The organism is Streptomyces griseicoloratus (assembly GCF_014534645.1).
Classification (GTDB): Bacteria; Actinomycetota; Actinomycetes; order Streptomycetales; family Streptomycetaceae; genus Streptomyces; species Streptomyces griseicoloratus.
Genome location: NZ_JACVQF010000209.1, coordinates 22301 through 49098 on the forward strand (window position 1 = coordinate 22301; position 26798 = coordinate 49098).

A 26798-nucleotide genomic window follows, 5' to 3' on the forward strand; every position below is an offset into this window, starting at 1 on the left:
TACCTGCCCGCGCCGTGGTGCGGGCAGTCTGCTGTGCAGTGCCTGAGGACCAGGACGATCACCTCCGGGTCCGCGCGGTGCGGACCCGTCATCGACCCGAGAGAGGCACCGGCATGGCCAGCGGAACCGTCAAGTGGTTCAACTCCGAGAAGGGCTTCGGATTCATCGCGCAGGACGGCGGCGGTCCCGACGTCTTCGCGCACTACTCGAACATCAACGCCACCGGCTACCGTGAGCTGCACGAGGGCCAGGCCGTGACGTTCGACATCACCCAGGGCCAGAAGGGCCCGCAGGCGGAGAACATCAACCCCGTCTGACCCGTCGTCGCCACCCGTACGGTGCCCCGGGAGCGCCCGCTCCCGGGGCACCGTACGCGGGTGGCGCAACGGTGTGCGGACGGCAGGGGCCCGGCCGAGTCCGGGCGACACGAGAGAGGTGTCGGTGCTTGGGTGAGCGTCAGGACCGGGACTGGGCGGCGATGACGCCGGGGGACTTCGACCGGGACGCTCCGCTGAGGCTGAACGTGGGCACCGGACCGGTCGCCGTTCCGGCCGAGCCCGACGAGTGCGGCACGGCACCGCTGTTCGGCGACACGGCACCCGCACGCGGCGGTTCCCACCGCGCCCGGCGGCGCCGGACCTCGTCCGCCGGCCAGGAACGGCTGTTCTGACCGGACGGCACGGAGCCCCGGCCCGCGCCGGCGGGGGAGTGCCGGCCACGTCACGGGGGAAGACTTGCCGCCGAACGCCGGAGCGGGCACGCCGGGCACGGGAGCAACATGGCCGCCACCACATCGGCACACAGGGCGCATGGCGCACGCGGAACACGCGGGGCGGCGTACGGGCGGTGGCCGGGGACCGGACTCCTGCTGGCGGTCCTGACCGCCGTGACGGCGGTCGGCTGCGGCGGCCCCGAGGACCACGGCGGTGACGAGCCCCCGGGCGGGGAGCGGGCGCCGCGGTCCCGGTCCACGCAGCCCCCGGACTCTTCTGCCGGCGGTCGCACCGCGCCGGCGCGGCCCTCCGCTCCGGCGGCCGCGGACGGGCGGGACGTCGGCGCCTGCGCGGACGGCACCTGCGAGGTGGGCGGTGACCGATCCGGTCACGATCCGTTTCCCGGGCCCCGGCGGCCCGGCGACCCTGTCCGTGACCGAGGTCGGTCCGAACCGCGTGGCGTACACCGTGACGTCGGGCAGCAACCGGTCCCAAGCCGGGGCGAGCGGCCCGGGCCAAGGATGCGTCACGGTCCTGCGCGTCAACGGCGGCGGCAACTCGTGCGGCGGTCCGGTCGGTGCCGGGCCGAGCGCGGAGCCCGGCTCCGTGGTGATCCGGGCCGTGGCCGGGGAGGACGGCACGGCGCTCCTCCGCATCGTGTCGGGCTAGCCGTGCGGACGCACGTTCGAGCCGTCGTCGCCGCGTGTGGTCCGGGGCGCGCGGGCGCCACCCGGCGCCCCGATATGGCGTTGGGGTACCCGTGGCGGGGCGGCAGTGACGGTTCTGCATCGCGGGACCGCCGGGCGGTCCCGGGCGGGCAACAGCGAACGCTACGGGAGTCGTGCTGTGTGGTCGTACGTCGGCGGGGTCAGCGTGCTGAACGAGGCCAGGGGCCGGGAGCCCGCGGGACTGGTGGGCCGGGCGCGGGAACAGACGGAACTGCGTGCTCTTCTCGCCGGGCACCGGCTGGTGACGGTCTCGGGCTGTGCGGGGGTGGGCAAGAGCCGCCTGGCCTCAGCGGTCACGGACACGATGACGCAGGGCCCGTGGCGGCGGGTCGTCACCGTCCGCTGGCAGGGCAGGGGACAGGGTGCTCCCGGTGCGCTCGGCGCCGCGGCCGTCGGGGCGCTGACCGGGGTGCGGCCCGACCGGCACACGGCGGACGCCGGCGCCGTGGTGCGCAGCCTGCCCGCGGAGCCGACGCTGCTCTTCCTGGACGACGTCGACCCGGTCCACGCCGAATGCATGGGCCTGGTGCAGCACCTGCTGATGGCCGCTCCCACGCTGCGCGTACTGGTGACGTCACGGCACTGCCTCGGCCTCGGGGACGAACACGTGCTGGCCCTCGGCCCGTTGAGCGTCGAGACACCGGACGGCGCGGACGGCCTGCCCGCGGCCGTGGAGCTGTTCGAGCGGCGGGCGCGTGCGGTGGTGGCCGGGTTCCGCGCGGCGGGCGCCGACCTGGCGGCCGTCGAGGACATGTGCCGGACGCTGGAAGGAGTGCCCCTGGCGATCGAGCTGGCCGCCGGTCAGCTGGCCCGTCACTCCGTGCGGGAACTCGCCGCGAAGCTCGAGCACCACCAGAGCTGGCTGACCGGCCGTCACTCGGGGCTGCGGCGGCACCGCTCGCTCCGCGACGCCGTCGGCGCCGGCTACGTACTGTGCGAGCGGGCCGAGCGTGTGGTGTGGGCCCGGGTCAGCATCTTCGCCGGTTCCTTCGCGGAGTCCACGGCCGTGTACCTGTGCGCGGGCGGTGGCGTGGAGCCCCACGACGTACCGGGATGCCTGGCCCGGCTGGCCGCGCGGGGCGTCCTGGAGCCGGTGGGCGACCCGGGCGGGGTGCGCCCGCCCCGCTACCGGATGATGCGTGCCGTGCGCGAGTTCGGCTCCGCGCGGCTGAGGGAGGCGGGGGAGTTCCCGGTGGCCGCCGAGCGGCGCCTCGGCCACTGCCGCCGGGTGGCCGCCGTCGCCGCGAACCTCTGGTCCACGGGGGGCCAACGGCAGGCCGTACGGCTCCTCCAGAACGAGCGGGACGACCTGACGGCCATGCTGCGGCACGCCCGCACCCAGCCCGACCACGCCGGAACGGCCCTGGAGACAGTGGTGAACCTGTGGTTCTGGTGGGGCGTGTACGACAACGCCGCGGAGGGCCGCGACCACCTGACGCGGCTGCTGCCGGTGTGCGACGCCGGCAGCGCGCTGAACATGCGCGGACTGTGGCTGGCGGCGTGGCTCACGGCGCACAGCGATCCGCAGGCCGCGGAGGTGCTGCTGGGCCGGGCCTGGCCGAGCGCCGTCCTCGCCGGGGACGACGCGGTGATCGGACGCCTCGCCCACGTCGAGGGACTGCTCGCGCTGCACCGGCACGACGAGCGGGCCGCGGCCGAGCACTTCCGGCACGCGGCGGACATCATCCCGCCGTACGCTCCCGGCGGCCCCTCCGCCGCCGTCAGCCGCGCCGCGCAGGCCGTGGCCCAGGCGGGTTTCGCCCCTCACCGCGCGCAGCGCAGCGCCCGGCGCGCCCTCACCGTGCCAGGCGTCCGGGACGACGCCTGGGCGACGGCGGTCGCCCGCTGCGCCGGCGCGTACGCCGACCACCGCAGCGGTCACAGCGGCCGGGCCCGGCAGCGGGCCCGGCGCACGCTGGCCGCGCTGGACCCCGAGCTTCCCGCCCCGCACGTCTGCGCCGCGCTGCGGCAGCTGATCGCGGACATCGAGTCCGGATCCCCGGGCCGGCGGCGCCTTCCCTACGTGCCGCCGCCCCGGGCCGGGCGCGTGCCCGACGCGGCGGCGCGGCTCACTGGTCCGAGTAGCTGAGGTCGCCGACGGTCCAGGCGCTCACGTCCTTGATCGCGACCCGGTACATTCCCCCCGTCTCCGGCATTCCGATGCTGCCCTGCAGAATCCGGGCCAGGTGGAAGTGCAGATGGGTGGGCTCGGCGCCGCCGTCAGGCCGGTCCTCTCGCCCGTCGACGGCGAAGACGCCGGCGAACGGACCGAGGCTGTCGGAGCTCCGCAGGACCTCCGACACGCGCTCCCTCCACATGGCCTCCGGGGCCAGTCGGCCGGTGATGACCGCACCGCCGGCGACCACGGTCAGCGACATCTGATTGCTCGGCTCGGACTCCACCATGGCGGAGATGGCGACGAGAAGCTCGTCAGTGTTCGGCATGACAGCGGATTCTATGCAGCCGCCCGCCCGCCGCCGAGCGGCACGCATACCGGATCCGGCCGCAACGGCGGCCCCCGGTGCACCGCGATCAAGGTGACCACCTTGCAATTCAGGGGTGAAATCCTTTTCAGCGGCAGGGTAGGGTGGCCTCACACACGGTGAAAGGATGCGGGCGCAGGTGGTGACCATCCAGGACGTGGCGCGAGCAGCCGGGGTATCCCCGGCGACCGTCTCACGCGTCTTCAACGGCGGCAATGTCACACCGGCGCGGGCCCAGTCCGTGCAACGGGCCGCGGCGGCTCTCGGGTTCGCGCCCAACCGCGTGGCGCGGTCGCTGCGCAAGCAGCGGTCCAGTGTGATCGCGCTGATCATCCCGGACATCGAGAATCCTTTCTTCACCTCGCTCGCCCGCGGTGTCGAGGACGCCGCACAGCGCACCAGCCTTTCGGTCGTGCTGTGCAACTCCGACGAGGACACCGAGAAGGAGCGGCGCTACCTGGAGGTCGCCCTCGGGGAGCAGATGGCCGGCGTGATCGTGGCGGCGGCCTCCCGGGACGAGACGGACCTGGGACCCCTGACCGCCCGCGGCGTGCCCGTGGTGGCCGTCGACCGCCGGCCACGGGACGCCGAGGTGGACGCGGTCAGGGTCGACGACCACCACGGCGGCGAGGTGGCCACCCGTCATCTCCTCCAGGCCGGCTACCGCAGGATCGCCTGCGTCACCGGACCCGAGGGCGCCTCGACGTCCGAGGAGCGGCTGGCCGGCTACCGCGCCGCGCTGACCGCCGCCAAGGGCGCCGGAGCCTCGGACGACTCCTACGTACGGCACGCCGACTTCCGGGTCGAGGGCGGCCGGGCGGCGATGCGTGAACTGCTGTCGCTGCCCGAGCCCCCCGACGCGGTCTTCGTCGCCAACAACCTCATGACCATCGGCGTCCTGGACGCCCTGCGCGAGGCCGGCCGCACACCGCCCGACGTCGGTGTGCTCTCCTTCGGCGACGTCCCCTGGGCGTCGCTGGTGCGGCCCTCGCTGTCGGCCGTCGAGCTGCCCTCGTACGAACTGGGGCGCACCGCGGCCGAGCTGCTGCTGCAGCGCATGGACGGCGGTGCCGCGCCGCTGCAGACGGTGGTCCTGCGCACCACGCTCCAGGTCCGCGAGAGCACCGGCGGACCGGCCGCGGCCCGAGGGGCCTGAGCACAGCGGGAAGGACGCCTCCGGCGCTGCGCCGGAGGCGTCCTTCCGTCCGTCCGCCGTCTTCGCGGCACGGGTGTGGCCCGCTACCGGCCGATCGGCCGGTAGCGGGCCACACCCGTGTGTGCCGCGCCCGGTGCGGGCTACTTCAGGCCGGAGGTCTTGACGGACTCCACGATCTGCCGCTGGAAGACGAAGAACAGGATCAGCATGGGCAGCGCGGCCACCGTCGCCGCCGCCAGGATGTAGTTCCAGTTGGAGGTGTACTGCGTCTGGAACGAGGCGATGCCGAGCTGAACCACCGTCAGGTCCTGGTCGTTGGTGGCGACCAGCGGCCAGACGAAGGCGTTCCAGTTGGCGAGGAAGAAGAAGATCGCCAGCGCCGAGAGGATGGGCCGGGACATCGGCAGGACGATGTTCCAGTAGACCCGCCAGTGGCCGCAGCCGTCGATGACCGCCGCCTCCTCCAGCTCCTTGGGCAGCCCCAGGTAGAACTGGCGCAGCAGGAAGATGCCGAAGGCGTTGAAGATCGCCGGAATGATCAGGCCGGCGTAGCTGTCGAGCAGGTTCAGCTCGCGCGCGACCAGGAACAGCGGGATCAGCACCACGGGCGCGGTCACCAGGAGGGTCGCGAAGATCGCCCCGAAGAGCTTCTCGCGGCCCGGGAACCTCAGCCGGGCCAGCGCGTAGGCGGCCATCGAGTGGAAGAACAGCGCCGCCACGGTGATGACCGCGGAGATCAGGAAGCTGTTCCACAGATAGCGCCCGAAGGGCACCTCCGTGAAGACGTAGACGAAGTTGTCGAAGGTGAATTCACGCGGGATCAGGTTGCCGTCGGTGACGGTGGCGCGCGTCTTGAAGGACGACGTCACCATCCACAGCACCGGCAGGACGCTGATCACCGACACGACGACGGCCAGAATCGTCAGCCAGGCGCGCGAAGAGAGCGTCCGGCGCCGGCCGGCCGCGGCGCCGGCCCGGGTCGCCAGGGTGTCACTCGCCATCGTCGAACCTCCCGCCTCTCGTGAACTTGAAGATCACCGCGGAGATGAGGACCATGATCAGCACCAGGAACGAGCCCATGGCCGACGCATAGCCGTACTCCCCGAATCCGAAGGCCTGCTGGTAGATGTAGAAGATCGCCAGCGAAGTGCCGTTGGCGGGACCGCCGTTGGTCAGGACGAAGATCAGGTCGAGGCCGCCGGTGATGGCGGCGACCGTCGACATCAGCAGGACGAAGAAGCTGGTGGGGCGCAGCAGCGGCCAGGTGATGGTGCGGAAGGCGGTCCAGGGCCCGGCGCCGTCGAGCTTCGCGGCCTCGTAGAACTCCTTGGGGATCTCCTGGAGCCCCGCCAGGAAGATGATCATGTAGTAGCCCATCATCACCCACACCATGACGGCGATGACGCAGCCGAGGGCCAGCGACGGGCTGCCGAGCCAGGACTCGCCGTCGAACCCGGCCGCCCGCATGGCCCGGTTGACCGCTCCGGTCTGCTCGTCGAGCAGGAACTTCCACAGCACGCCGACCACCACGAGGCTGATGACGTACGGCAGGAAGAGCGCGGTGCGGTAGATCCCCATGCCGGGCAGCTTCTGCTTGACCAGCAGGCCCAGGGCGAGGCTCACGCAGAACAGGACGGGGACGAGGACCACGACGTAGAGGCCGGTGATCTTCATGGAGTCCCAGAACAGCGGGTCGTCCATCATCCGCCGGTAGTTGCCGAGCCCGATCCACTCGTAGGAGCCGAAGCCGCTGACCTGGAAGAAGCTCAGCACGATGGACAGGACCATCGGGATCGCGACGAAGACCAGCAGCCCGAGCACGTCGGGGGCGAGGAACAGGCCGGCGGCCAGCCACTCGCGGTGCTTGCGGCTGAGCCTCGGACCCTTGGACGCGGCGGATGCCCGCGCCGGGGCCGCGGTGGCCCGGCGCTGCTCCTGTGCGGCGACGCTGCTCATACCAGACTCGCCCCCTTGTAGCTCTTCGTGTAGGCCGAGATGGACCGGGCGGCCCGCTCGGTCTCGCCGTCCACGCCGCGGCCGGCGAGCATCGTGCCCTGGATGGCGTCGGAGATCGCCTTGTAGACGACCGGCGGATAACGGGGCTCCGCGCGGCCGCCCGGGAAGATCTCGTCCTTGAACTTCCTCATCACCTCGGAGTCGTAGCCGCCCTTGGCGGCGCCCCGCTCCAGGGCGGTGTCCCGGGGCGCCACGTCGGACTTGGCGCCGACGCACCAGTCGACCATCCGGTCGATGGATTCGTCCTTCATGGAACCGAGCGCCCAGACGCAGAACTCGGCCGCCGCCTCCGGGTTGCGGCCCTGCGCGTTGGCGCAGAAGGACCAGCCGCCCAGTGCGGTGACGTACTTGCCGCCCGGGGGCACGGGCAGCCTGAAGACCCCGTACGGGAAGTCGGGCGCGAACGCCTTGAAGCTGGAGACGTTCCAGATGCCCTGCTGCCACAGGGCGACGTTGCCGCCCTTGAAGCCGCCGATCACGTCGCCCGCCGCGGGGACGGTGCGCGGGGCGATGCCGTGGTGCACGGCGTCCTGCCACAGCGCCAGGGCCTGGCGGGTGGCCCTGGAGTCGAAGGCGACCTCGCCCCGCTCGTCCAGGACGTCGCCGCCGCCCTGCCACATCCACGGGTACCAGGTGAAGTTCTGGTAGTAGCCGGGGTTGGTCTCGAAGACGAGACCGGCCCGCGTCTTGGTGCGCAGCTTGTCGCCGACGTCGAGCATCTGGTCCCAGGTGGTGGGGATGTCGGCCTCGGACAGGCCGGCCTTCTCCCAGACGTCCTGGGCGTAGAACATGGCCAGCGGCTCGACCTCCATGGGGAGGGCGTAGACCTTGCCGTCGACCTTGCGGCTGTCGAGCGTGGAGCCGAAGTCGTCGACGGCCGCCTTCTCCATGTGCGGGGTCAGGTCGGCGAGGACGCCGCCGTTGTAGTAGCGCAGGAAGTCGCCGGGGGAGCACAGGAAGATGTCGGGGCCCTCGCCGGTGGCGAAGGCGGACGGCAGTTTGAAGCCGTTGAGGTAGGTGGGCTGGGGCAGGTAGACGAGGTCGATCTTGGTCGAGTGGGTGGCGTTCCACCTGTCGACCATGTCGGTGAACCACTTGGACTGCGCGTTGATCGCCGGGTCGGGCGAGCGCTGGGGGCCGTAGAAGTTCCAGAACTGGAGGTTGCCCCCCTTCGCCTGGGCCGAGCCGCAACCGGTGAGCAGGGCCGGGGCCGCCACGGCCGCGCCACCGCCCGCCATCGCGGTGAGGAATCGGCGGCGCGAGGTGCCGGAGGAGTGAGCCGGGTGCCCGGCGTCGTTGCCGTGCTGGAGCATGCGTGCGCTCCTGTCGGAGTGGGATGGGGCTTGGGGAGTGCGGATCCTGGGGGGCGGGCCCGGGGTGCGGCGGCCTCGTGACGGGGCCGCCCTCGTCACCCGGCGGACGGATCCTGGGCGACCGGGCGTGCCGAGACGCGCGGTTGCCCGGGGACGACCGGTCGTGCGGCGGTCAGTCGACTTCGAGCGTGAGCAGGTCCGGCGTGGCCGGACGGGACGCGGAGCTAGGGGCGTCCAGGTAGAAGAGCGAGGTGCTGGCGATGTCGTCGCTGGTGTGCCGGTAGCGGTGCGGCAGTCCGTTGCCCTGGCCGGGACCGATGCCGAGGCTCTGCACGGTGACGCGGAGGTCCTGGGAGAAGCGGATCGGGTCCAGGATGTGCCAGCGGTACATGCCGAACCGCTGCTGGCTGCGGTACAGCCCGTCCGGGCGCAGGATCTGGTTCAGGCCCAGGTACGGGGTCGTGTAGGCGGTGTAGCCCTGGCCGGGGACGTCGAAGTTCCAGGCGCCGCCGAAGTAGTCCTCGGTGCCGGTGCCGCAGATCGTCGGGAACTCGTCGTCGCCGTCGAGGTAGAACTTGAGCTCGCCCTCGCCCCACCAGCCGGGGCTGTTGACGCCCCACGCCATGTACGTGCCGACGTAGCTGCCGGCGCCGGTGACGCCGTCGAGCAGGGTGTGCACCTCGCCGAACGGCACCGGGTGGCTGCGCCGCCACTGGGCGTGGAAGTAGGAGGCGTCCTCGCCGACCTCGTCCAGCTCGTAGTCCACCTGGTAGTAGAGGGTGACCTTCTCGGCGGTCAGGTTCTCCAGGGTGATGCGCGCCTTGCGGCGGAACGGCATCGGCCAGTAGGCGTTGAAGCCGCCGTTGGGGTTCGCGGCGACGGGCACGGACGAGACCTGGCTGAAGGTGTTCCAGCCGTTGCAGAAGAAGTCGCCGAGCGGGACCTCGACGGCCGGGTCCTCCTCGCCCTCCCAGTACATCCGCAGCAGGGTGCCCCGCCAGGCCGTGTGCGGGTCGGTGGTGCACCACAGGTGGCGGATCGTGCCGGGGCCCTCGATGTCGGCGAGCACCGCCGTCTCCCCGGCGGGGATGTCGATGCTGGGGGAGATCTTCCAGCCCGGCCCCAGCCGGCTCGCGGCCACCGCTCCGGTGCCCTCCGTGGCGCGGCCGCCGCCGGACTTGGCGCCGGTGAAGTTCTCGGCGCTGATGGAACGGCTCACGGCACGCGTCCTGCGGGAGATGCCGTCGAGTCCAAAGGTCGTCATCGTGTCTTGCCCTCGTGGGTGGAGTACGGAGCGCGCCGCGAGCCCGGTGGGGGCGTCGTGGCGCGGGGGAGACGTGGTGCCGTCGTCATGCCGGCGCAACGTCTGTGAAATCCATTTCACCGAAACGTAGAGGGGCCTCCAGGGGGTGTCAAGAGGTGAGATGTGTCCATCGTGCGGCGCTCTGAAGCATCCGTCTGACGTGGTGTTCCTCTGGATGAACGGCAGCTCCTGTGTGCGCCCTTGACGCTGAAATCGATTTCTGCGAGCGTGCTCGCCATGCCTCGCAACGCAGTCATCGGTGTGGACATCGGCACATCGAGCAGCAAAGGCGTGCTCGTCGGCCTCGACGGCACCCTGATCCGCTCGGCCGTACGGGAGCACACCCCCGCAAGGCCGGGTCCCGGCCGCTTCGAGATGGACGCCGCCGTGTGGTGGCGGGAGTTCACCGAAATCGCCCGGGAGCTGACCGCCCCGGGGGACGCCACCGTGATCGCCGTGGGCGTCAGCGGCATGGGGCCCTGCGTCCTGCTCACCGATGAGCACGACACCCCGGTGCGGCCCGCGATCCTCTACGGCGTGGACACCCGCTCGGTCCGCCAGATCGAGCGGATCGAGACCCGTCTCGGCGCCGGGGAGATCGTCCGCCGCGGCGGCTCCGCCCTCACCACCCAGGCCGCCGGGCCCAAGATCGCCTGGATCGCCGAGGAGGAGCCCGAGCTCTACGCCCGCGCCCGCCGCCTGTACATGCCCAGCTCATGGCTGGTCGCACGACTCACGGGCGCCTACGTCCTGGACCACCACTCGGCCAGCCAGTGCACGCCGCTGTACGACACGCACACCTGCCAGTGGTACGCCCCCTGGGCCGCCGAGGTCGCCCCGGGCATCGACCTGCCGCCCCTGCGCTGGTCCGGCGAGGCGGCCGGCACCGTCACGGCCGAGGCCGCCCGGGAGACCGGCCTGCCCGCGGGCATCCCCGTCACCACCGGCACCATCGACGCCTGGGCCGAGGCACTGAGCGTGGGCGCGCAGCACACCGGTGACCTGATGCTCATGTACGGCACCACGATGTTCCTCGTCCACACGGTCCCCGAGCCGCTGACCAGCCCGTCCCTGTGGGGCACGGTCGGCGCGCTGCCCGGCACCCGCAACCTGGCCGGCGGCATGGCCACCTCCGGCGCGGTCACCAACTGGCTGCGCGACCTGTTCGCCGACGGGGACCACGCCGGCCTCACCCGCCTCGCGGCAAAGTCGGGGCCCGGAGCCAACGGCCTGCTGATGCTGCCGTACTTCTCCGGGGAACGCACCCCGGTCATGGACCCCGACGCCCGCGGAGTGATCGCCGGGCTCACCCTCTCCCACACCCGCGGTGACCTGTACCGGGCCGCACTGGAGGCCACCGCCTTCGGCGTCCGCCACAACATCGAGGTCATCGAGGCGGCCGGCGGCGACATCCGCCGCGTCGTCGCCGTCGGCGGCGGCACCCAGGGCTCGCTGTGGACGCAGATCGTCTCCGACGTCACCGGCCGTCCGCAGGAGCTGCGCACCACCACCATCGGCGCCAGCTACGGCGGCGCGCTGCTGGCCGCGCAACTCGTCGGGGACGCCTCCGTCGACGACTGGAACCCGGTACGGGAGACGGTGACGCCCCACGCCGCGCACACCGCACGCTACGACGAGCTGTACGCCCTGTACCGGCGGCTGTACCCGGCCACCTCCGACCTCGTCCACACCCTGGCCGGCATGCAGGAACGCTGACCGCCGAACGCCCCGGCCGGCCACTCCCGCGTCCCGCACGGGCCGCCCGCCCCACTCGCCGACGCCACCGCCGTCCGCCGCACCGCCGGGCCACCCGCACCGACGGCAGGCCGGCCACGGCCGCCGCGCGGCGACCGACTCTGCCCGACCCCCGCCGGCCCCACCACGGGCCGCACGCACAACCAACGGAGACCGCATGACCAGCTACGCCCTGCCCGCACCCCACCAGCCGCCCGCCGCCGAGCCGAACACCGTCTACACCGTGGCCAGCGGCGACCTGCGCCCCGCCGCCAACGTCACCTGCTGGCCCACCCAGGAGAAGCTGGAGAGCGACCTCGCGGCCGCCGTCACGGACCTGGGATGGCGCATCCGCCGCGGCCACCCGGTCGACGACGCCAAGGGCCACGGGTTCATCGACAGCCAGCGCGCCGGTGTCGAGGTCTTCAAGAACATCCCCCGGAAAGCCCCGCTGATCGTCGTCGAGGCCGTCTGGCAGTACAGCCACCACGTCCTGGCCGGCCTGCGCAGCCACGAGGGCCCGATCCTGGTGGTGGCCAACTGGAGCGGCGAATTCCCCGGCCTGGTCGGTCTGCTGAACCTCGCCGGCAGCCTGACGAAGGCCGGACGCGACTACTCCGTCCTGTGGAGCGCCGACTTCACCGACGACTGGGCCCGCGACGGACTGCGCACCTGGCTGGAGACGGGCACGCTCACCCACGACACCAGTCACGTCCGCCCCCTGCCGCCGCTGCCCGAGGACCCCGAGACCGAACTCGGCGTCGCCCTCGCCCGGCAGCTGCGCGAGGAGAAGGCGATCATCGGCGTCTTCGACGAGGGCTGCATGGGCATGTACAACGCCATCATCGACGACGAACTCCTCAACCCCCTCGGCATCTACAAGGAACGCCTCTCCCAGAGCGCGCTGGTCGCCGAGATGAACAAGGTCTCCGACGAGGAGGCCCAGGCGGTCCGCGCCTGGCTCGACCACGCCGGCATGACCTTCCACACCGGCACCGACGAGGCCACCGAACTCACCGACGCCCAGCTGCTCAGCCAGTTCAAGATGTACATCGCCGCGCTGCGCATCTCCGACGACTTCGGGCTCGACGCGGTCGGCATCCAGTACCAGCAGGGCCTGAAGGACACCGTCCCGGCGAGCGACCTCGCCGAGGGCCTGCTCAACAACGTCCAGCGTCCGCCGGTGTTCAGCCGCGACGGCGCCCGCGAGCTCTACCCCGGCGCGCCCCTGCCGCACTTCAACGAGGTGGACGAGGGCGTCGCCGTCGACTCCCTCGTCACCAACCGGATCTGGACCGCGATGGGCCTCGACCCGGCCACCACGCTGCACGACATCCGCTGGGGCGAGGAGTACGACGGCCGGTTCGTGTGGGTCTTCGAGATCTCCGGCTCGGTGCCCGCCTCCCACAACGGCGGTTACCACAAGTCGTACAGCATGCGCCAGCCGCCGATGTTCTTCCCCCTCGGCGGCGGCACGCTCAGCGGTGTGTCCAAGCCGGGCGAGATCGTGTGGTCACGGGTGTTCCTGATGGACGGCCGGCTGCACGTCGACCTCGGTCGCGCCACCTCGGTGGAACTGCCCGAGGAGGAGACCCGCCGCAGGCTGGAGGCCACCAACCACCAGTGGCCGATCATGCACGCCGTGCTGCACGGCGTCACCCGTGACCAGTTCATGGCCCGCCACCGCGCCAACCACCTCAACGTGGCCTACGCCCCCGACGCGGCGACCGCCGACAAGGCACTGCGCGCCAAGGCCGCGCTCTTCGCGGAACTGGGCGTCGAGGTGCACCTGTGCGGAGACGTCGAGCTCTAGCCGACGCCGCGACGGCACCGGGCCGCGGGCGCCGCACCACCGGTGTGCGCGCCCGCGGCCGTCCGGGTTACCCCACCAGGGCGCTGCGCCCCGCCGGACCGACGGCCGGTCCGTAGCATGAGGTCATGACCGGCACAGTTCCCGTCCCCGGCACCATGCGGGCCGCGTACATCGACTCCGTCGGTCCGGCCGACGCCATCCGCTGGGGCGAGCTGCCCGTGCCGTCGGCCGGTCCCACGGACGTCCTGGTGCGGGTCGAGGCCGTGGCCGTGGACCCCGTGGACACCTTCGTACGCTCCGGGGCCTACGCCACACCCCTTCCGCTGCCCTTCGTCGTCGGCCGTGACCTCGTGGGCGAGGTCGTGATGGCCGGTCCCGGCGCGGTGGGTTTCGCCGCCGGGCAGCGCGTGTGGTGCAACAGCCTGGGCCACGCGGGCAGACAGGGAGCGTGCGCCCAGTACGCGGCGGTCGCCGCCGAACGGCTGTATCCGGCACCCTCCGACATCACCGGGGAGGATCTCGTGGCAGCCGCCCACCCGGCGGCCTCGGCGTGGCTGGCCCTGCTCCGGCACGGGCGGCTACGGGCCGGGGAGACCGTGTACGTCGGCGGCGGGGCCGGCAACGTGGGCGGCGCGGCCGTGGCCCTGGCCGCCTCGGCGGGGGCACGGGTGGTCGCGACGGCGCGTGCCGAGGACGCCACCGCGGTGCGTGACCTGGGCGCCGCCGAGGTCCTCGACTACCGGGCACCCGACCTCGGCGAACGGATGCGCCGGGCCGCGCCCGACGGCTACGACGTGCATCTGGACACGTCCGGGCACGGGGTGCTGGCCGACTCCGTGGAACTGCTGGCGCGAGGCGGGCGCCTGGTCGCGATGGTGGGACTGGGCGGAGGGACGTCCGAACTGCCGCTGGGCCGCCTCTACACCCGGGACGCGAGCATCGTGGGCTTCGCCATCAGCAACGCCACCACGGCCGACCTCGCGGAGGCGGCCCAGGGCGTCGTACGCCTCCTGCGCGGCACTCCGTGGCGCCCGCGCATCGCCGGCCGGCTGCCGTTGTCGATGACGGCGCAGGCGCACCGCAGGCTGGAGGCCGGCGAGGTGCGCGGCCGGCTGATCCTCGTGCCGTGAAGGACCGGGCGGACGGTCAACGGGCCCCGCACCGGGCCTCGTCGACGACGAAGCCGAGCCCGGTACCGAGCAGCCAGAAGTCCTTCGCCAGCGCCGTGCCGTCCTGGGTGGGGCGCAGACTGCGTTCCTCGTGCATGCCGGGAGTGCGCAGGTACAGACCCACCAGCCCCGAGGAGAACGCGGTCAGGCCGATCCCCGCCACCATCGTCGGAACGACCGGCAGCAACAGCGCGGCCCCGAGCGCCATCTCACCGGCCGACAGCATCCGGACGAACGTCGTCGGCTGCAGGCTGCCGAGGAACGGGTAGGCGGCCTTCGCCATGCCGTGCAACTGGGTGGCGCTCTGCTCGTCCATGCCGCGTTTCGCCATGCCGGAATTGAGGATGAAGGCTCCGGTGGCCAGTCGAGGCGGCACATGTCTCGGCGCGATGGGCAGGCGCATGCGAACTCCCGGCAGCGAGGTGAGGACTCTCGTGAAGCAGCCTATGGCGCACCGTGGCCTCCCGCAGGGCGGCGGAAGGAGCCTTGCGCCGATCGGTACCGGGCAGGTGTGCGCGGGAGGGCGCTGCCGTCCAGCCGCCCGGCACCCGCCCCGGGCGAAGCTCCGCACAGGGGAGTGTCCGAGGACCCGCCGCGTACGCCCGCGCACGTACACGCGGTTACTCCCGTCGCCGGACGCCTTCGGGGCCGTCGCCCGGCAGCGTGGGGGGCGTGAAACTCAGCCGACCCGCACGCCGGGCCCTCCTCGTCGTCCATGTCGTCGCCTCCGCCGCCTGGCTCGGGCTCACGCTCGGATTGCTGGCGCTCGGGCTCACCGCGACCACCACCGCCTCCGCAGCGACCCTGGAAGCCGGTGTCCGCGCCATGAAGCTCTTCGCCGACTGGCTCCTGCTCCCCGTCGCGTTCCTCACCCTCGCCAGCGGTGTGGTCCTGTCCCTGGGCACACCCTGGGGTCTGGCCCGGCACCGGTGGGTCTGGACGAAGTTCTGGCTGACCCTGGCGACGACCACCGCCACCCTGTTCGCGCTGCGCCCCGGGGTGAACGCGGCGGTCGCCGCCGTCGCCGCGGGCGGGCCCCTTCCCGACGCGGGCGACGTGCTGTTCGGACCGGTCGTCTCGCTGTCCGCCTACGTCTTCATGACGGTGATCTCGCTCCTCAAGCCCTGGGGACTGACACGGCGGGGCCGCAGGCTGCGCGGCGCCGCCCGCCGCCGGGTCCCGGCCGCCGGCCCGTCGTAGGCGCGTCGGCGCGGGCCGGCGGCCCGGCAGGTCCCGTGCGACGGCTCAGGCCGCCGCGCCGGCCGTCTGCGTCGCCAGCGCCGCGAGCAGCCAGTCGTGCGCCGACCCCGGCGTCGGCTGCGGCCGGTGTCCGGGCGGGGTGATCACCTCGGCCACCAGCTCCCAGTACCCGTCGAGCCGCGGGTCCGCCGCGAGCCGCCCCGCCAGCAGACGGCGGAAGTCCGCCGTGTCCCGGGCGCCGTACGTGCTCACGTAGGCCGCCACGAAGCAGTCGAGGGCCTCGCCCGGCTGCGGTTCCCGGTCCCGGCGCAGCTCCGCCCCCGCCAGTTCGTACGCCTCGGCCAGCCCTGCGTACAGTACGGCCGCCCCACGGGCCCCCGCCTTGTGCGCCTCCGGCTGGGGCTGTCCGCCCCCCTCGCACGGGCGGAGCGTGAGGGCGTTGAGCCGGGCGAAGGCGAGGACCTGGGCCGGCTCGGGCTCGTCGGGGGGCTGCGGGACCGCCACGTCCAGGAACGCGGAGACGGCCCGGGACGGCATCCGCGGCGGCAGCCAGCCGCGCCAGAAGCGGACCAGCGGGGCCGTGCTCGGCGGGGCGGACACCGCGCCGATCACACGCAGCCGGTCGGCCCGCTCACCGGGCGGACACTCCTGCACCAGCCGCAGCGCGGCCTCCCGCCAGCGCAACGCCTTGATCTCCCTGCCGAGTTCACCGAGCCGCCCGACGACGGCGTCCTCCAGCGCACCGCCCGGCCCGTCCTCCTCGTCGAGGACACGGTGGACCTCGGGCACCGACAGGCCGAGGGCGCGCAGGGAACGGATCAGGCGCAGCCGTTCAAGCGCCTCGGGACCGTACCGGCGGTGCCCTCCGGTGCTGCGGGAGGTTTCCGGCAGCAGACCGCGGTCGGAGTAGAAGCGGACGGTCTTCACGGTGACGCCCGCCCGTTCGGCGAGTTCGCCGATGCTGCACAGACCGTCGTACGACGTGAACACTTGAACCTCCCCCAAGCGGAGTTTCTACCGTACCGGCGAGCGCGGCCGGGCCGATCGGGGCGGCCGCGGACGACTACGTACGAGGAGACGGCCATGACCGTGTTCGTCCTGGTGCCGGGCTTGTTCACCAACGCTCACGTGTGGGAGGAGACGGTCACGCGACTGGCCGCGGCGGGCGCCGAGGCACACCCGGTGGCCCTCACCGGGCTCGGCGGACCCCCGAGCGGTGCGGCAGGGGCCGGCATCGACCTGGAGACGCACATCGCGGACGTGCTCACCGCGATCGACTCCGTCACCTCCGGGGACATCGTGCTGGTCGGCCACGACTACGGCATCCACCCGGTGCTGGGCGCCGCCGACCGGCGGGCGGACCGGATCACCCGGATCGTCCACCTGGACTCGGGCATGCCGCAGGACGGCGTCCCGGCCCTGGCCGCCGTGCCCGACCAGTCGCTGCGCGAGCGGCTGGCCGGGCGGGCCGGCGCGGGTGCGGCCGAGGGAGCCGAGGCGGCCGACGGGGTTCTGCCGCCGCCCGCCCGCGACGAGTGGCAGCGCTGGGGCAGCACCGAGGGCGTCCCCGACGCGGCGCTCGACCGGCTCACCGCCCTCGCCGCGCCCCAGCCGCTGGGCACCCTGCTCCAGCCGCTGCGGCTGACCGGCGCGGTGGGCTCGGTGCCCACCACCGGGGTGCTGTGCACCGGCAACGGCGTGAGCATCGAGATGGTCCAGATGCTGGTGGGGTTCGGCGACCCCGCCCTGCAGGCCCTGACCGATCCGAAGGTGTCCTTCTTCGAACTCCCCACCGGCCACTGGCCGATGCTGTCCCTGCCCGGCGAACTGGCGGAGGTCCTGCTGCGGGCCGCGGCCGGCGAGGGGCACCGGCTGAAGCCGGCCGACGCCGACGGGACCCCCGGTCACCTGCGGCCGTTCCTGCTGGACGTGCCCGAGATCCCACGGGAGCGGACCGGGAACCTCGACCTTTACCTGCCCGACGCCGAGGGTCCGCGGCCGGCGGTGGTGTTCGTGCACGGCGGCCCGGTGCCCGCCGAGGCGCGGCCGACCCCGAGGGACTGGCCGACCCTGGTGGGCTACGCCCGGTACGCGGCCGGGCACGGCGTGGTGGGAGCGACCGTCGACCACCGCCTGCACGACGTGGGCGACTACGAGCGGGCCGCGGCGGACGTGGCCGCCGCGGTGGAGGCGGTCCGGGCCGACCCCCGGGTGGACGCCGACCGGGTCGCGCTGTGGTTCTTCTCCGGCGGCGGCCCCCTCTCGGCGGACTGGCTCGCGGCGCCCCCATCATGGCTGCGCTGCCTGGCGGCCGACTACCCGGTCCTGGCGCCGCTGCCGAACTGGGGGCTCCACGGCAGCCGGTTCCGCCCCGCGGAGGCCGTGGCGGGCGCGGGCACGCTGCCCGTGGTCGTGATCCGGGTCGGGCTGGAGGTGCCCGAGATCGCCGCGACGGTCGAGGAGTTCCTGGCGGCGGCGAAGGACTGCGGGGCGGACGTCGAGGTGGTCGACGTACCCAACGGCCACCACGGCTTCGAGACCCTCGACCCGACCGAGGAGTCCCGCGAGGCCGTGCACCGCGCGATGCGCTCGGTGCTCGCGCACCTGACCCGCTGACGCCGGTCCGCGTCGGACCGGTGGCCCACCGCGCCGCTCGGCGGCGGTCACGAACTCGTCGAGCCGGCGCGGCGCCCGGGTCACCTCCCCGACCCGGGCGGCGAGGCGGGCCGCGTTCCGCCTGGAGCATGCGGCGCTGTCCGGGGTGGTGCGGCGTCAGAGGCAAGTCGCACGTGGGCGGCAGGAGACACGGACGCGGATCGGAGAGCCGGCACGGCGTGCCGGGATCGGCGTGCGGGCGGTGATGGCCGGTGTCGACGTCGAGACGACGGCTCCGGACGTGATCGTCCGCGCGGCCCCGGACCCCGCCGCGGGTGCCGCACCTAGTAGGCTGCGCATTCACTGGGTGGCGGTGGTGACTTCACGACCGACGGACTGCTGGGGGGCGTGACGCATGGCTCGGCCGAAGCCGTCCGGGGAGGCCCGGGCCACCGTCGGGCTCCGCTCAGCCGGCCGGCGGGCGCGCTGGTCGCGGGAGGTCGGCTGGTTCGTCGTGATCGGTATCGCGTCGACCGTCGGACAGGCACTGCTCTACTGGTCGCTGCGCGGCTGGTGGCCGCCGGCCGTCGCCAACCTCGTCTCCCTGCTCGTCCTGACCGTGCTCAACACCGAAGCGAACCGGCGGCTGACGTTCCGGCACGCGGCCGCACGACCGGTCCGCGCCCACCTGGGAGCGGGCGGTCTCTTCCTGCTCGGCTACCTGGTCACGTCCGGTGCGGTGCTGGCGTTCAAGCACGTCGATCCCGGCGCCCCGCGAGCCGCCGAGTCCCTGGTGCTCGCGGCCACGTCGGTATTGGTCACCGTCGTGCGCTTCGCGGTGCTGCGGTGGGCCGTCTTCCGTGGTCCCGGCCGCGGCGACGCCGAACCCTCGCCGCGCGGCGCGGCCACGTCGGCGGGTTGAGTCCCGCCGACGCCCGTGAGCGCCGACGACGCGTCCCGTCGCGGCGATCCCGGCGCCGGCACCTGCCGGGCGCGGTTATTCGGTGGCGCCGGGACGCGGGCGTCGTTAGCGTCCCGGCGTGATGTACGAGAATCCACTGGCGTACCTCGCCGGCCTCGAAGGGCTCGCCCTGCTGCGTTCGTTCACCGGCGAACACGGCCGCGACTTCGTGGAGGCCCGCCTCGCGGAACTCCGCAAGCTGCTCGACGACGAGGCACTGGCGGCCGCGGCCGTGGAGGTCGCCCGGGTCGGCACGGTCGACGGGTACCGGATCTGGTCGCCGACGTACGACGGCCCCAACGCGGCGTTCGACATCGACGAACCGCTGATCGGGGAGATGGTCGACGGGATCCGGGCGGAAACCGCGCTGGACGCCGCGTGCGGCACCGGGCGCATGGCCGCCCTGCTGGCCGGCCGCGGACACCGGGTGCTCGGCGTCGACAGTTCGCCGGACATGCTCGCCCGGGCACGGCAACGGGTGCCGGGCGGCGAGTTCCGGCTGGGCGAGCTGACCCGGCTGCCCGTCGCCGACGACGCCGTGGACCTGGTCGTCTGCTCGCTGGCGCTGACACACGTACCCGACCTGCGGCCGGTGATGGCGGAGTTCGCCAGGGTCCTGCGCCCCGGTGGCCACCTGCTGACCTCCGACGTCCACCCGGAGCGGGTGGCCCTCGGCGCGGTGCCGCCGGTGCGCCTGCCGGACGGGCGGCCCGGGCGGCTGGAGAGCCACCGCCACTCGGCCGGGGACTACCTTCGGGCCGCGCTGGGGGCGGGGTTCGAGGTCCGGCGGTGCGAGGAGCCGGTGATCCCCGCCCCGGAACGGCCCGAGACCGAGGACGGGCAGCCGGCGCCCGCGAGGGAGCTCGGGCCGTGGGAGCTGTGGCCGTGGTGCTTGGCCGACCTCGTGCCGGAAGCGGCACAGGCGGCCCGGGCCGGAATGCCGGCGGAGATCATCTGGCAGTTCCGGCTGACCGGGCCCTGAGCGCCGGCCGCCCGGCCGGCCAGCCGGTGCCGTCAGCGGGCGGCGAGCAGTTCGAGCGTGTCGATCACGCGGTTGGAGAAGCCCCACTCGTTGTCGTACCAGGCGACCACCTTGACGTGACGGCCGTCGACACGGGTGAGGGCCGAATCGAAGATCGAAGAGGCCGGGTTGCCGGTGATGTCGGACGACACGAGCGGGTCGTCCGAGTACTCCAGGATGCCGGCGAGCGGACCCTGCGCCGCGGCGCGGTACGCCGCCAGGACGTCGTCACGCGTCACGTCGCGGGCGACGGTCGTGTTGAGTTCGACGATCGAGCCGACCGGAACGGGCACGCGGATCGAGTCGCCCGACAGCTTGCCGTCGAGGTTCGGCAGCACCAGGCCGATCGCCTTGGCGGCCCCCGTCGTGGTCGGCACGATGTTCACGGCGGCGGCGCGGGCGCGGCGGGCGTCGCGGTGCGGACCGTCCTGGAGGTTCTGCTCCTGGGTGTAGGCGTGCACCGTCGTCATGAACCCGTGCTCGATGCCGGCGAGGTCGTCCAGCACCGCGGCCAGCGGCGCGAGCGCGTTGGTCGTGCAGGAGGCGTTCGACACGATCGTGTGCACGTCCGGGTCGTACGCGCCCGTGTTGACCCCGAAGGCGAGCGTGACGTCGGCGCCGTCCGACGGGGCGCTGACGAGCACCTTCTTCGCACCCGCGTCGAGGTGGGCGCGGGCGGCCTTCGCCGACGTGAAACGGCCGGTCGCCTCCAGCACGATGTCGACACCGAGCTCCCCCCAGGGCAGCCGCGCCGGTTCGCGCTCGGCGAGCACGGTGATGCGGCGGCCGTCGACCACGAGGGCGTTCCCGTCGACGGTCACCGGGCGGCCGAGCCGGCCGGCCGTCGTGTCGTAGGCGAGCAGCCGGGCGAGGGTGGCGGGCTCCGTGAGGTCGTTGACGGCGACGACGTCCAGGTCGCTGTCGCGTGCCAGCAGTGCGCGCAGCACATTGCGTCCGATGCGGCCGAATCCGTTGATGGCGATGCGAGTCATGTGCGTGTCCCTTCGTTCGCCACCAGGTTCGCGCGCCGCACGCGCCCGCGGCAGCGGCGTGAGTGCCACGGTTCGCAAGGATCGCGCCAGGGGGTGCCGCGGGCTACTCGCCCTGGGCGAAGGTGCGCCGGTACTCGGTGGGGGTGGTGCCGAGGATGCGCTGGAAGTGCAGCCGCAGATTCGCACCGGTGCCGAGACCGACGTCCGCGGCGATCTGCTCGACGCTGCGCTGCGACCGCTCGAGCAGCTCACGGGCCAGGTCGATACGGGCGCGCATGACCCACTGCATCGGCGTGCAGCCCGTGTCCTCGACGAAGCGCCGCGAGAACGTGCGCGGCGACACCGCCGCGTGCCGCGCGAGCACCTCCAGGGTGAGGGGCTCGCCGAGCCGGTGCAGCGCCCACTCGCGGGTGGCGGCGAACCGCTCACCGAGCGGCTCGGGCACGCTGCGCGGCACGTACTGCGCCTGGCCGCCGCTGCGGTAGGGGGCCGCGACCAGACGCCGGGCGGCGTGGTTCGACGCGGCCACCCCGAGGTCGCCGCGCAGCATGTGCAGGCACAGGTCGATGCCCGACGCGGCACCGGCCGACGTCAGCACGCTTCCCTCGTCGACGAACAGGACGTTCTCGTCGACCCGGACGAGCGGGTGCTTCGCTGCGAGCGCCCGCGTGTAGTGCCAGTGCGTCGTCGCGCGCCTGCCGTCGAGCAGGCCCGTGGCGGCGAGCGCGAACGCCCCCGTGGAGATGGCGGCGAGCCGTGCGCCCCGGTCGTGGGCGTCGGTCAGCGCGTCGACGACGGCCTGCGGCGGGTCGTCCCGGTCCGGGGCCCGGTAGCCGGGGATGAAGACGATGTCGGCCCAGGCCAGCGCGTCGAGGCTGTGGGCGACGTGGTACGACAGGCCGTCACCGCCGGTCACGAGGCCGGGGGCGGCGCCGCACACCCGCACCTCGTACGGCATGCTCGCGCGGGTCGTGAACACCTGCGCGGGAATGCCGACGTCGAGCGGTTTCGCACCGTCGAGCACCAGGACGGCGACACGACGCAGGCGGGAGGCTGGCACGCAGGACAGGGTACGCGGGACGCGGGAACGGGGCTCCGGCGCGACGGCTGGGGCCTGTCTGACACTTCCCGTCGTCGCCGGAGGGCGGCCCCGCGGCGTCAGGTGCGTGCTCTCGGCGCGCCGCGCGCAGACCCTCGTACTGGACGTACTCGGGTCTGCGCCCGGTGCGGCGAGTGGGGGTACCCCCTCTGGGGCAGCGTGCATGGCGTCGCGGGGCAGGCGGGAATTGTCAGACAGGCCCTAGGGGCCCGCGTGCACCTGGCAGGCCCACAGGCTGGGGGTGTCGGGATAGGTGTCGCGCAGGGCGCGCACGGTGGCGTGCAGGGCCCGGGCCGTGCGGGACACCTCCAGCGCGCCGTCGCCGGTGTGCAGGGCCGCGTACACGTTCCGGGCGGTCTCGGCCCCGATCGCGTCGACGACGTGCCACAGCGAGCCCACGACGTGCGGGAAGCCCGCCATCTGGAAGGCGCTGACGATGTGGACGGCCTCGTCGGCGAGTTCGGGGCTGCTGCGCAGGGTGTCGCAGGCGGAGAGGTACGCGAGCCGGGCCGACGGCAGCCTCAGCCGGGCCAGGTCGCGGACGGTCAGCGGGTGCGCGGTGTGGTCGTCGAGGATCAGCCGGCTGTCGGAGGGGCGTTCCAGGTCGCTCAGGGCGTGGCAGGCGAAGTGCGCGTAGGCGTGACGGGGCAGGGCGGAGACGACAGCGGAGCGGGTGGCGGAGGCGTCCGCCAGCACCGCGGCTCCGGGCAGCAGCGCGGCCAGGTGCTCCGACTCGCGGCGTGCGCCGGGCAGCGGCGCGGCACCGGCGGCCTCCGCGACGCTGACCACGAGCGTCCCGGTGCCCGCCGGCCGGGCGGCGCGCTGCCGGGCGTGATGCAGGGCGCGCAGCGTCGGCGTGTACGAGGACACCACCCGGTCCAGCGCTCCCGGCGTGCCGTCGGCGGGGGCCGCGGCGTGCAGCGGCAGCGTGCCCAGGGCCCCGCCGGGCGACCACCACAGGCGCGGCCACGGCCCGGCCGGTGCGGCCGGGACGCCCAGGTGGTCGAGGACGGGGCCGGTGACCGCCTGCCACAGCCAGGCGAGCGTGGACCGGACGACCTGCTGGGCGCGCTGCGACTGCTTGCGCGGGGTTCCGGTCGCCTCGATGCGCACCAGGGCCTCCTCGAAGGTCCGCCGCCGTGCCGCCGTCGACCCCGGATCGAGCCCGGGGAGCGGCACCGCGTCGACGGAGCGCTCGGTGACGACCAGGGCGTGGCTGCCGTACGGGGAGACGTTGACCAGGACCACGGGTCCCGCGGCCGCCGTGGCGCGCAGTTCGCGCTCGTCCCACTCCCGCACCGGACGCAGCAGTCCCAGCCCGGGGTGCTCGGCGCGGATCCGGCTCGTGAGCTCCCGCCATTCGGCGGCCAGCCGCTGGCGCCGGTCCGCCCGGGCCTCGGCGGCGTGCGACGCGTCCCGGGGCTGTCCGTCCGCGAACTCGGCACTGAGCCGCTCCCGGCTCTCGGTCGCCGTGTCGAGCGCCGCGCGGAGTTCCTCGAAGCGGTCGGCGAGGCGGGGAGCGGCCTCCCGGAGCCGGGTGAGATCGCTGTCGGCGTCGAAGGCGTGGGACAGCAGTACGCCCCTGGCCTGTTCGAGGAGGCCCACGGCCAACGCGGGCCGGCCGCAGCGCACGGCGCAGGCGGCCGCGGCGGCCCCCAGGCCGACGGTCCGGCTCAGCAGGAACTCCTGGTCGTCCCGCAGGAGATGGCGGGGCGCGACGGAGTGCAGCAGGTCGACTGCCGTCACATAGCCGTCCAGGGCGCGGTCCCAGGCACCGAGTTCCGCCCAGAGGTCGCCGCAGTACCGCGCCGCGTTCAGACGCTCGGAGGGCGGGCACCGGGTCTCCAGCGCGGCCGTCCGGAACACCTCCGCCGCATCGGCCGCGTCGGCGCGGCGGCCCCTGCCGGTGCCACGGTCCCGCAGGACGATGCCGAGGTTGGTCAGGCGCAGGGTGCGCCTGGCGTGTCCGGGCGGGGTGACCTCGACGGCCCGGCGGAACAGTGCGACGGCCTCCTTGCGGACCGCCGAGGACATCAGGGAGCCGAGGCCCGCCAGACGTGCCTCGGCGGCCACCGCCAGGGCGCCGGGCAACTCGGGCGAGTCCGGGGGCAGCGCCGCGACGACGGCGTCGGCCAGCTCACGGGCCTCCCGCACGTCGCTCGACCGGTACGTGGCCTCGCAGCGGCTCATCAGGGCCGAGGCCAGGTTCTGGCGGCGGCGCGGCAGCAGGGGGTCGTCGGCGGGGGTGAGCGCGAGCGCCTCCCTGAAGAGCCGGATCGCCTCGTCGAGTTGGGCGACGGGGTCGGCGGCCCGCTCGTAGCCGGTCATCACACTGATCGCCGTCGAGCCGAGCAGCGTCGCGCGGTGCGCGCGTCCCAGGCCGGGCAGTTCCCTGGCACGGCGCCGGCACTCCCGGGCCTCCCGCAGGTCCTCGCCGTCCCCCAGCAACCGGTGGCGCAGCCCCAGGGCCATCCCGAGGTTGAGCAGCCGCACGCTGAGGATCTCGTGCCCCTCGGGGGTGAGCGCCACGGCCTCGCGCAGGGCCCCGATCGCCTCGTTCAGCTCCTGCTGGTCACCGGTGCGCTGATGACTGCTGCTCAGTACCAGGCCGAGGTCGCTGAGCGTCACGGCCCGCTCGGGATGGCCCGGCGGCAGCAGCGACTCGGCCCGCCGCAGCAGGCGCAGGGCCTCGGGCAGGTCCGCGCCGTTGCCGTCGGGATCGAGCCTGTAGCGGGCGTGCAGGGCCATCGCGGGGGCGACCAGCCGCGTCACGGTGAGCGGCGTCGCCTCCGCGGGCGCGCCGGCCGCGGCCGTCAGATGCGTGATCGCCGCGTCCAGATCGGCCGGATCGCCGGTCAGCGCGAAGCGGGCGCGCAGCGCGTTGCCCAGAGGGCCGCGCACACTGGTGCGCTGTCCGGGGTCCTGCGCCGCCGCCAGGGCCTCGGTCAGTACGCCGACCGCCTCGTGCAGATCCTGCGCCCGGCCGGTGCGCTGGTACCGCAGGACGAGTGCCAGACCCAGGTTGAGGCCCGCGGCGGACGGGCCCTTGGGATCGGCGGGCGCCGCCCGGCGGAACAGGTCCACCACCTCGTCGCACTCCTCGGCCGTGGCGCCCTCCCGGTGCCGCAGCGCCAGCAGCGCGGCGCCGAGCGTGCTCAGGCAGTGGGCGAGATGCGGGCTGTCCGCGGGCAGCTGGGCCAGTACGTCACGGGCGATGGCGACCGCGTCGTACAGATCCTCCGGGTCGTGCGAGAGCAGGTAGCCGTCCAGCAACTGGATGCCCAGGTTGCTGAGCGCGGGGAGCCGGTCGGGGGAGTCGGCCGGCAGGCGCTTGAGGGCGCGGTGCGCGAGACGGATCCCCTCGTCCGTGCCCGAGCCGGCCCGCCGCTCGGGCTGCCCGGTGAGGGACAGCACGTGGTTCAGGCCGGCGACCCGCGCCGCGTACGCGGGATCGTGCTCCGGCGTCGCGAGGACGGCGAGGCCGGCCAGCCCGGCCGCCGTGGTGAGCAGGAACTCGCGCGAGGGCGCCGAGGCGGCCAGCCGTCCGGCCAGTTCGTACAGGCGCAGCTCGGCCTCGTCGGCGTCCCGTGGCGGGCGGTGCTGCCGGCCCTCGGCGGCGATGACGGCGGCGGCGGACTGGGCCGACCACTCGGCGGGACCGTCGGCGCCCGCGGGGTCGGGCCGGACCGCGGGGTCGGTGGTCGCATAACCGGCCGCCAGCTCAGGCGGTACGAGCCGGGGATCGGCCACCCACACCGGGAACAGCAGCGTTCCGGCCATGGCCCCGTGGACGCCGCCCTCCGGGCCGCGGGCGGCCGTCGCGCGGGCGACGCAGAGCCAGCCGGCCACGTGCCGGGCCTCCATGTCGGTCCTCGGGTCGGCGGTCCGCAGCAGAGCCCGCAGTTCGGCGTCGGCCTCCGGGCCGAACACCACGTCCGGGTCCGCACCCGTGATCGCGGTCCCGGCCCGTGCGAGTCGTGCGCGGACGGCCTCCAGGAGCCGGCCCCGGTCGTCCCTCACCTTGTCGCTCCCCCTGTCATCGGCTCCGGTGGTGTGGCGACTCTCCCTCAACTGTGCCTGTTCTCAGGCACACTTGGAGCATGACCGTATCCCCTGATCGTTCCGGACTCGTGCACCGGACCGCGGCACTGTGCGCGCTGCTCGGCTCGCGTGAGGAGCTGCGGCAGCCGGGAGTCCGGGAGGCGGCCGAGCGTGCGCGGGACCTGCTGCGGTCGGGCGCGGGCGCCGACGAACTCACCGCGTGCTTCGACGACCTCGACCACGTGTTGCGCCGGGCCGGGTACGCGGGCGGGCTGCTCGACGGGTCGCGCGGTGCCGCGGTCCCCGGCGTCACCCCGCACCTGAAAGTGGCCGTGTGCCCCGGCCCGGCGCGCTGCAGCCGGACCGAGCGGGCCCGCGACCTGCTGCCCGCCCCGCACTGCGCCGTCCACGACACGCGCATGCACAAGGCGCGCCTGCGCCCCGGCCGGTGAACGCGCCCG

Annotated in this window: 23 protein-coding genes; 13 read left to right on the forward strand and 10 right to left on the reverse strand. The window is 73.8% G+C overall.

Annotated elements, in window-relative coordinates; all coding sequences use genetic code 11:
* Positions 1-113: 113 nt before the first annotated feature.
* From H0H10_RS24065 to H0H10_RS24080, 4 genes are all read left to right on the forward strand, one after another.
* Positions 114-317, forward strand: coding sequence for a cold-shock protein (locus H0H10_RS24065; protein WP_188183175.1), 204 nt, complete (start codon positions 114-116; stop codon positions 315-317).
* A gap of 128 nt (positions 318-445) precedes the next feature.
* Positions 446-670: a hypothetical protein gene (locus H0H10_RS24070; RefSeq protein ID WP_188183176.1), complete on the forward strand. Its 225-nt coding sequence runs from the start codon at positions 446-448 to the stop codon at positions 668-670.
* Between the two features lie 418 nt (positions 671-1088).
* Positions 1089-1382 (forward strand): hypothetical protein, encoded by a 294-nt coding sequence (locus tag H0H10_RS40180; protein WP_223180340.1) that lies wholly within the window; start codon positions 1089-1091, stop codon positions 1380-1382.
* Positions 1383-1559: 177 nt separating this feature from the next.
* Positions 1560-3530: an ATP-binding protein gene (locus tag H0H10_RS24080; RefSeq protein WP_188183177.1), complete on the forward strand. Its 1971-nt coding sequence runs from the start codon at positions 1560-1562 to the stop codon at positions 3528-3530.
* Here the strand turns inward: H0H10_RS24080 and H0H10_RS24085 are convergent.
* Positions 3511-3885 carry a GvpU-like protein gene (locus tag H0H10_RS24085; RefSeq protein WP_188183178.1) on the reverse strand — a complete coding sequence of 125 codons (375 nt, stop codon included), beginning with the start codon at positions 3883-3885 and terminating at the stop codon, positions 3511-3513. The two genes, H0H10_RS24080 and H0H10_RS24085, sit on opposite strands and share 20 nt — an antisense overlap.
* A 166-nt stretch (positions 3886-4051) precedes the next feature.
* On the opposite strand from H0H10_RS24085, the gene H0H10_RS24090 reads away from it, so the two are divergent.
* Entirely contained in the window at positions 4052-5080 is a 1029-nt protein-coding gene (locus tag H0H10_RS24090; RefSeq protein WP_223180342.1) for a LacI family DNA-binding transcriptional regulator, read from the forward strand.
* Between the two features lie 140 nt (positions 5081-5220).
* Here H0H10_RS24090 and H0H10_RS24095 read toward each other — a convergent pair whose 3' ends face one another.
* The 4 genes from H0H10_RS24095 to H0H10_RS24110 form a co-directional block, all read right to left on the reverse strand.
* Positions 5221-6081: a carbohydrate ABC transporter permease gene (locus H0H10_RS24095; protein ID WP_188183179.1), complete on the reverse strand. Its 861-nt coding sequence runs from the start codon at positions 6079-6081 to the stop codon at positions 5221-5223.
* Positions 6071-7036, reverse strand: coding sequence for a carbohydrate ABC transporter permease (locus H0H10_RS24100; RefSeq protein ID WP_188183180.1), 966 nt, complete (start codon positions 7034-7036; stop codon positions 6071-6073). Before H0H10_RS24100 ends, H0H10_RS24095 begins: the two co-directional genes overlap by 11 nt.
* Entirely contained in the window at positions 7033-8409 is a 1377-nt protein-coding gene (locus H0H10_RS24105; RefSeq protein ID WP_188183181.1) for an ABC transporter substrate-binding protein, read from the reverse strand. The genes H0H10_RS24100 and H0H10_RS24105 overlap by 4 nt, the downstream gene beginning before the upstream one ends.
* 172 nt (positions 8410-8581) lie before the next feature.
* Positions 8582-9628, reverse strand: coding sequence for a glycoside hydrolase family 172 protein (locus tag H0H10_RS24110; protein ID WP_309141882.1), 1047 nt, complete (start codon positions 9626-9628; stop codon positions 8582-8584).
* A gap of 321 nt (positions 9629-9949) precedes the next feature.
* Between H0H10_RS24110 and H0H10_RS24115 the strand changes: the two genes are divergently transcribed.
* The 3 genes from H0H10_RS24115 to H0H10_RS24125 all read left to right on the forward strand — a co-directional run bounded on the left by H0H10_RS24115 (position 9950) and on the right by H0H10_RS24125 (position 14389).
* Positions 9950-11428 (forward strand): FGGY-family carbohydrate kinase, encoded by a 1479-nt coding sequence (locus tag H0H10_RS24115; protein WP_188183183.1) that lies wholly within the window; start codon positions 9950-9952, stop codon positions 11426-11428.
* A gap of 196 nt (positions 11429-11624) precedes the next feature.
* Complete coding sequence (locus H0H10_RS24120; protein ID WP_188183184.1) at positions 11625-13259, forward strand: fucose isomerase; 1635 nt, start codon at positions 11625-11627, stop codon at positions 13257-13259.
* Positions 13260-13384: 125 nt separating this feature from the next.
* Positions 13385-14389, forward strand: a complete 1005-nt coding sequence (locus H0H10_RS24125) for an NADPH:quinone reductase (protein WP_188183185.1) — start codon at positions 13385-13387, stop codon at positions 14387-14389.
* 16 nt (positions 14390-14405) lie between these two features.
* Here H0H10_RS24125 and H0H10_RS24130 read toward each other — a convergent pair whose 3' ends face one another.
* Complete coding sequence (locus H0H10_RS24130) at positions 14406-14831, reverse strand: hypothetical protein (RefSeq protein WP_188183186.1); 426 nt, start codon at positions 14829-14831, stop codon at positions 14406-14408.
* A gap of 269 nt (positions 14832-15100) precedes the next feature.
* On the opposite strand from H0H10_RS24130, the gene H0H10_RS24135 reads away from it, so the two are divergent.
* Complete coding sequence (locus tag H0H10_RS24135; protein WP_188183187.1) at positions 15101-15628, forward strand: DUF2269 domain-containing protein; 528 nt, start codon at positions 15101-15103, stop codon at positions 15626-15628.
* A 45-nt stretch (positions 15629-15673) separates the two neighbouring features.
* On the opposite strand, the gene H0H10_RS24140 is transcribed toward H0H10_RS24135, so the two are convergent.
* A complete protein-coding gene (locus H0H10_RS24140) occupies positions 15674-16618 on the reverse strand; it encodes a helix-turn-helix domain-containing protein (RefSeq protein ID WP_188183221.1) in 945 nt (314 codons plus the stop codon).
* 93 nt (positions 16619-16711) lie between these two features.
* On the opposite strand from H0H10_RS24140, the gene H0H10_RS24145 reads away from it, so the two are divergent.
* The 3 genes from H0H10_RS24145 to H0H10_RS24155 all read left to right on the forward strand — a co-directional run bounded on the left by H0H10_RS24145 (position 16712) and on the right by H0H10_RS24155 (position 20166).
* Positions 16712-18244, forward strand: a complete 1533-nt coding sequence (locus tag H0H10_RS24145; RefSeq protein WP_188183188.1) for an alpha/beta hydrolase — start codon at positions 16712-16714, stop codon at positions 18242-18244.
* Between the two features lie 394 nt (positions 18245-18638).
* Complete coding sequence (locus H0H10_RS24150; protein ID WP_188183189.1) at positions 18639-19145, forward strand: GtrA family protein; 507 nt, start codon at positions 18639-18641, stop codon at positions 19143-19145.
* A 121-nt stretch (positions 19146-19266) separates the two neighbouring features.
* The gene (locus H0H10_RS24155) at positions 19267-20166 is read left to right on the forward strand and encodes a class I SAM-dependent methyltransferase (protein ID WP_223180347.1); all 900 of its coding nucleotides are present in this window, start codon (positions 19267-19269) and stop codon (positions 20164-20166) included.
* A 32-nt stretch (positions 20167-20198) separates the two neighbouring features.
* Here the strand turns inward: H0H10_RS24155 and gap are convergent, their stop codons facing one another.
* The 3 genes from gap to H0H10_RS24170 form a co-directional block, all read right to left on the reverse strand.
* Positions 20199-21197 carry a type I glyceraldehyde-3-phosphate dehydrogenase gene (gene gap / locus H0H10_RS24160; RefSeq protein WP_188183191.1) on the reverse strand — a complete coding sequence of 333 codons (999 nt, stop codon included), beginning with the start codon at positions 21195-21197 and terminating at the stop codon, positions 20199-20201.
* A 103-nt stretch (positions 21198-21300) separates the two neighbouring features.
* Positions 21301-22257 (reverse strand): GlxA family transcriptional regulator, encoded by a 957-nt coding sequence (locus tag H0H10_RS24165; protein ID WP_188183192.1) that lies wholly within the window; start codon positions 22255-22257, stop codon positions 21301-21303.
* Between the two features lie 240 nt (positions 22258-22497).
* Positions 22498-26316: a CHAT domain-containing tetratricopeptide repeat protein gene (locus H0H10_RS24170; protein ID WP_188183193.1), complete on the reverse strand. Its 3819-nt coding sequence runs from the start codon at positions 26314-26316 to the stop codon at positions 22498-22500.
* A gap of 80 nt (positions 26317-26396) precedes the next feature.
* Between H0H10_RS24170 and H0H10_RS24175 the strand changes: the two genes are divergently transcribed.
* Positions 26397-26789, forward strand: a complete 393-nt coding sequence (locus tag H0H10_RS24175) for a hypothetical protein (protein ID WP_188183194.1) — start codon at positions 26397-26399, stop codon at positions 26787-26789.
* Positions 26790-26798 lie beyond the last annotated feature (9 nt).

Bases quoted from the DNA above. Each gene is read 5' to 3' on its own strand.
- H0H10_RS24065 (WP_188183175.1), top strand. From the start codon at position 114: ATGGCCAGCGGAACCGTCAAGTGGTTCAACTCCGAGAAGGGCTTCGGA.
- H0H10_RS24085 (WP_188183178.1), bottom strand. From the start codon at position 3,885: ATGCCGAACACTGACGAGCTTCTCGTCGCCATCTCCGCCATGGTGGAG.
- H0H10_RS24090 (WP_223180342.1), top strand. From the start codon at position 4,052: ATGCGGGCGCAGGTGGTGACCATCCAGGACGTGGCGCGAGCAGCCGGG.
- H0H10_RS24095 (WP_188183179.1), bottom strand. From the start codon at position 6,081: ATGGCGAGTGACACCCTGGCGACCCGGGCCGGCGCCGCGGCCGGCCGG.
- H0H10_RS24100 (WP_188183180.1), bottom strand. From the start codon at position 7,036: ATGAGCAGCGTCGCCGCACAGGAGCAGCGCCGGGCCACCGCGGCCCCG.
- H0H10_RS24105 (WP_188183181.1), bottom strand. From the start codon at position 8,409: ATGCTCCAGCACGGCAACGACGCCGGGCACCCGGCTCACTCCTCCGGC.
- H0H10_RS24115 (WP_188183183.1), top strand. From the start codon at position 9,950: ATGCCTCGCAACGCAGTCATCGGTGTGGACATCGGCACATCGAGCAGC.
- H0H10_RS24120 (WP_188183184.1), top strand. From the start codon at position 11,625: ATGACCAGCTACGCCCTGCCCGCACCCCACCAGCCGCCCGCCGCCGAG.
- H0H10_RS24125 (WP_188183185.1), top strand. From the start codon at position 13,385: ATGACCGGCACAGTTCCCGTCCCCGGCACCATGCGGGCCGCGTACATC.
- H0H10_RS24130 (WP_188183186.1), bottom strand. From the start codon at position 14,831: ATGCGCCTGCCCATCGCGCCGAGACATGTGCCGCCTCGACTGGCCACC.
- H0H10_RS24145 (WP_188183188.1), top strand. From the start codon at position 16,712: ATGACCGTGTTCGTCCTGGTGCCGGGCTTGTTCACCAACGCTCACGTG.
- H0H10_RS24150 (WP_188183189.1), top strand. From the start codon at position 18,639: ATGGCTCGGCCGAAGCCGTCCGGGGAGGCCCGGGCCACCGTCGGGCTC.
- H0H10_RS24155 (WP_223180347.1), top strand. From the start codon at position 19,267: ATGTACGAGAATCCACTGGCGTACCTCGCCGGCCTCGAAGGGCTCGCC.
- gap (WP_188183191.1), bottom strand. From the start codon at position 21,197: ATGACTCGCATCGCCATCAACGGATTCGGCCGCATCGGACGCAATGTG.
- H0H10_RS24175 (WP_188183194.1), top strand. From the start codon at position 26,397: ATGACCGTATCCCCTGATCGTTCCGGACTCGTGCACCGGACCGCGGCA.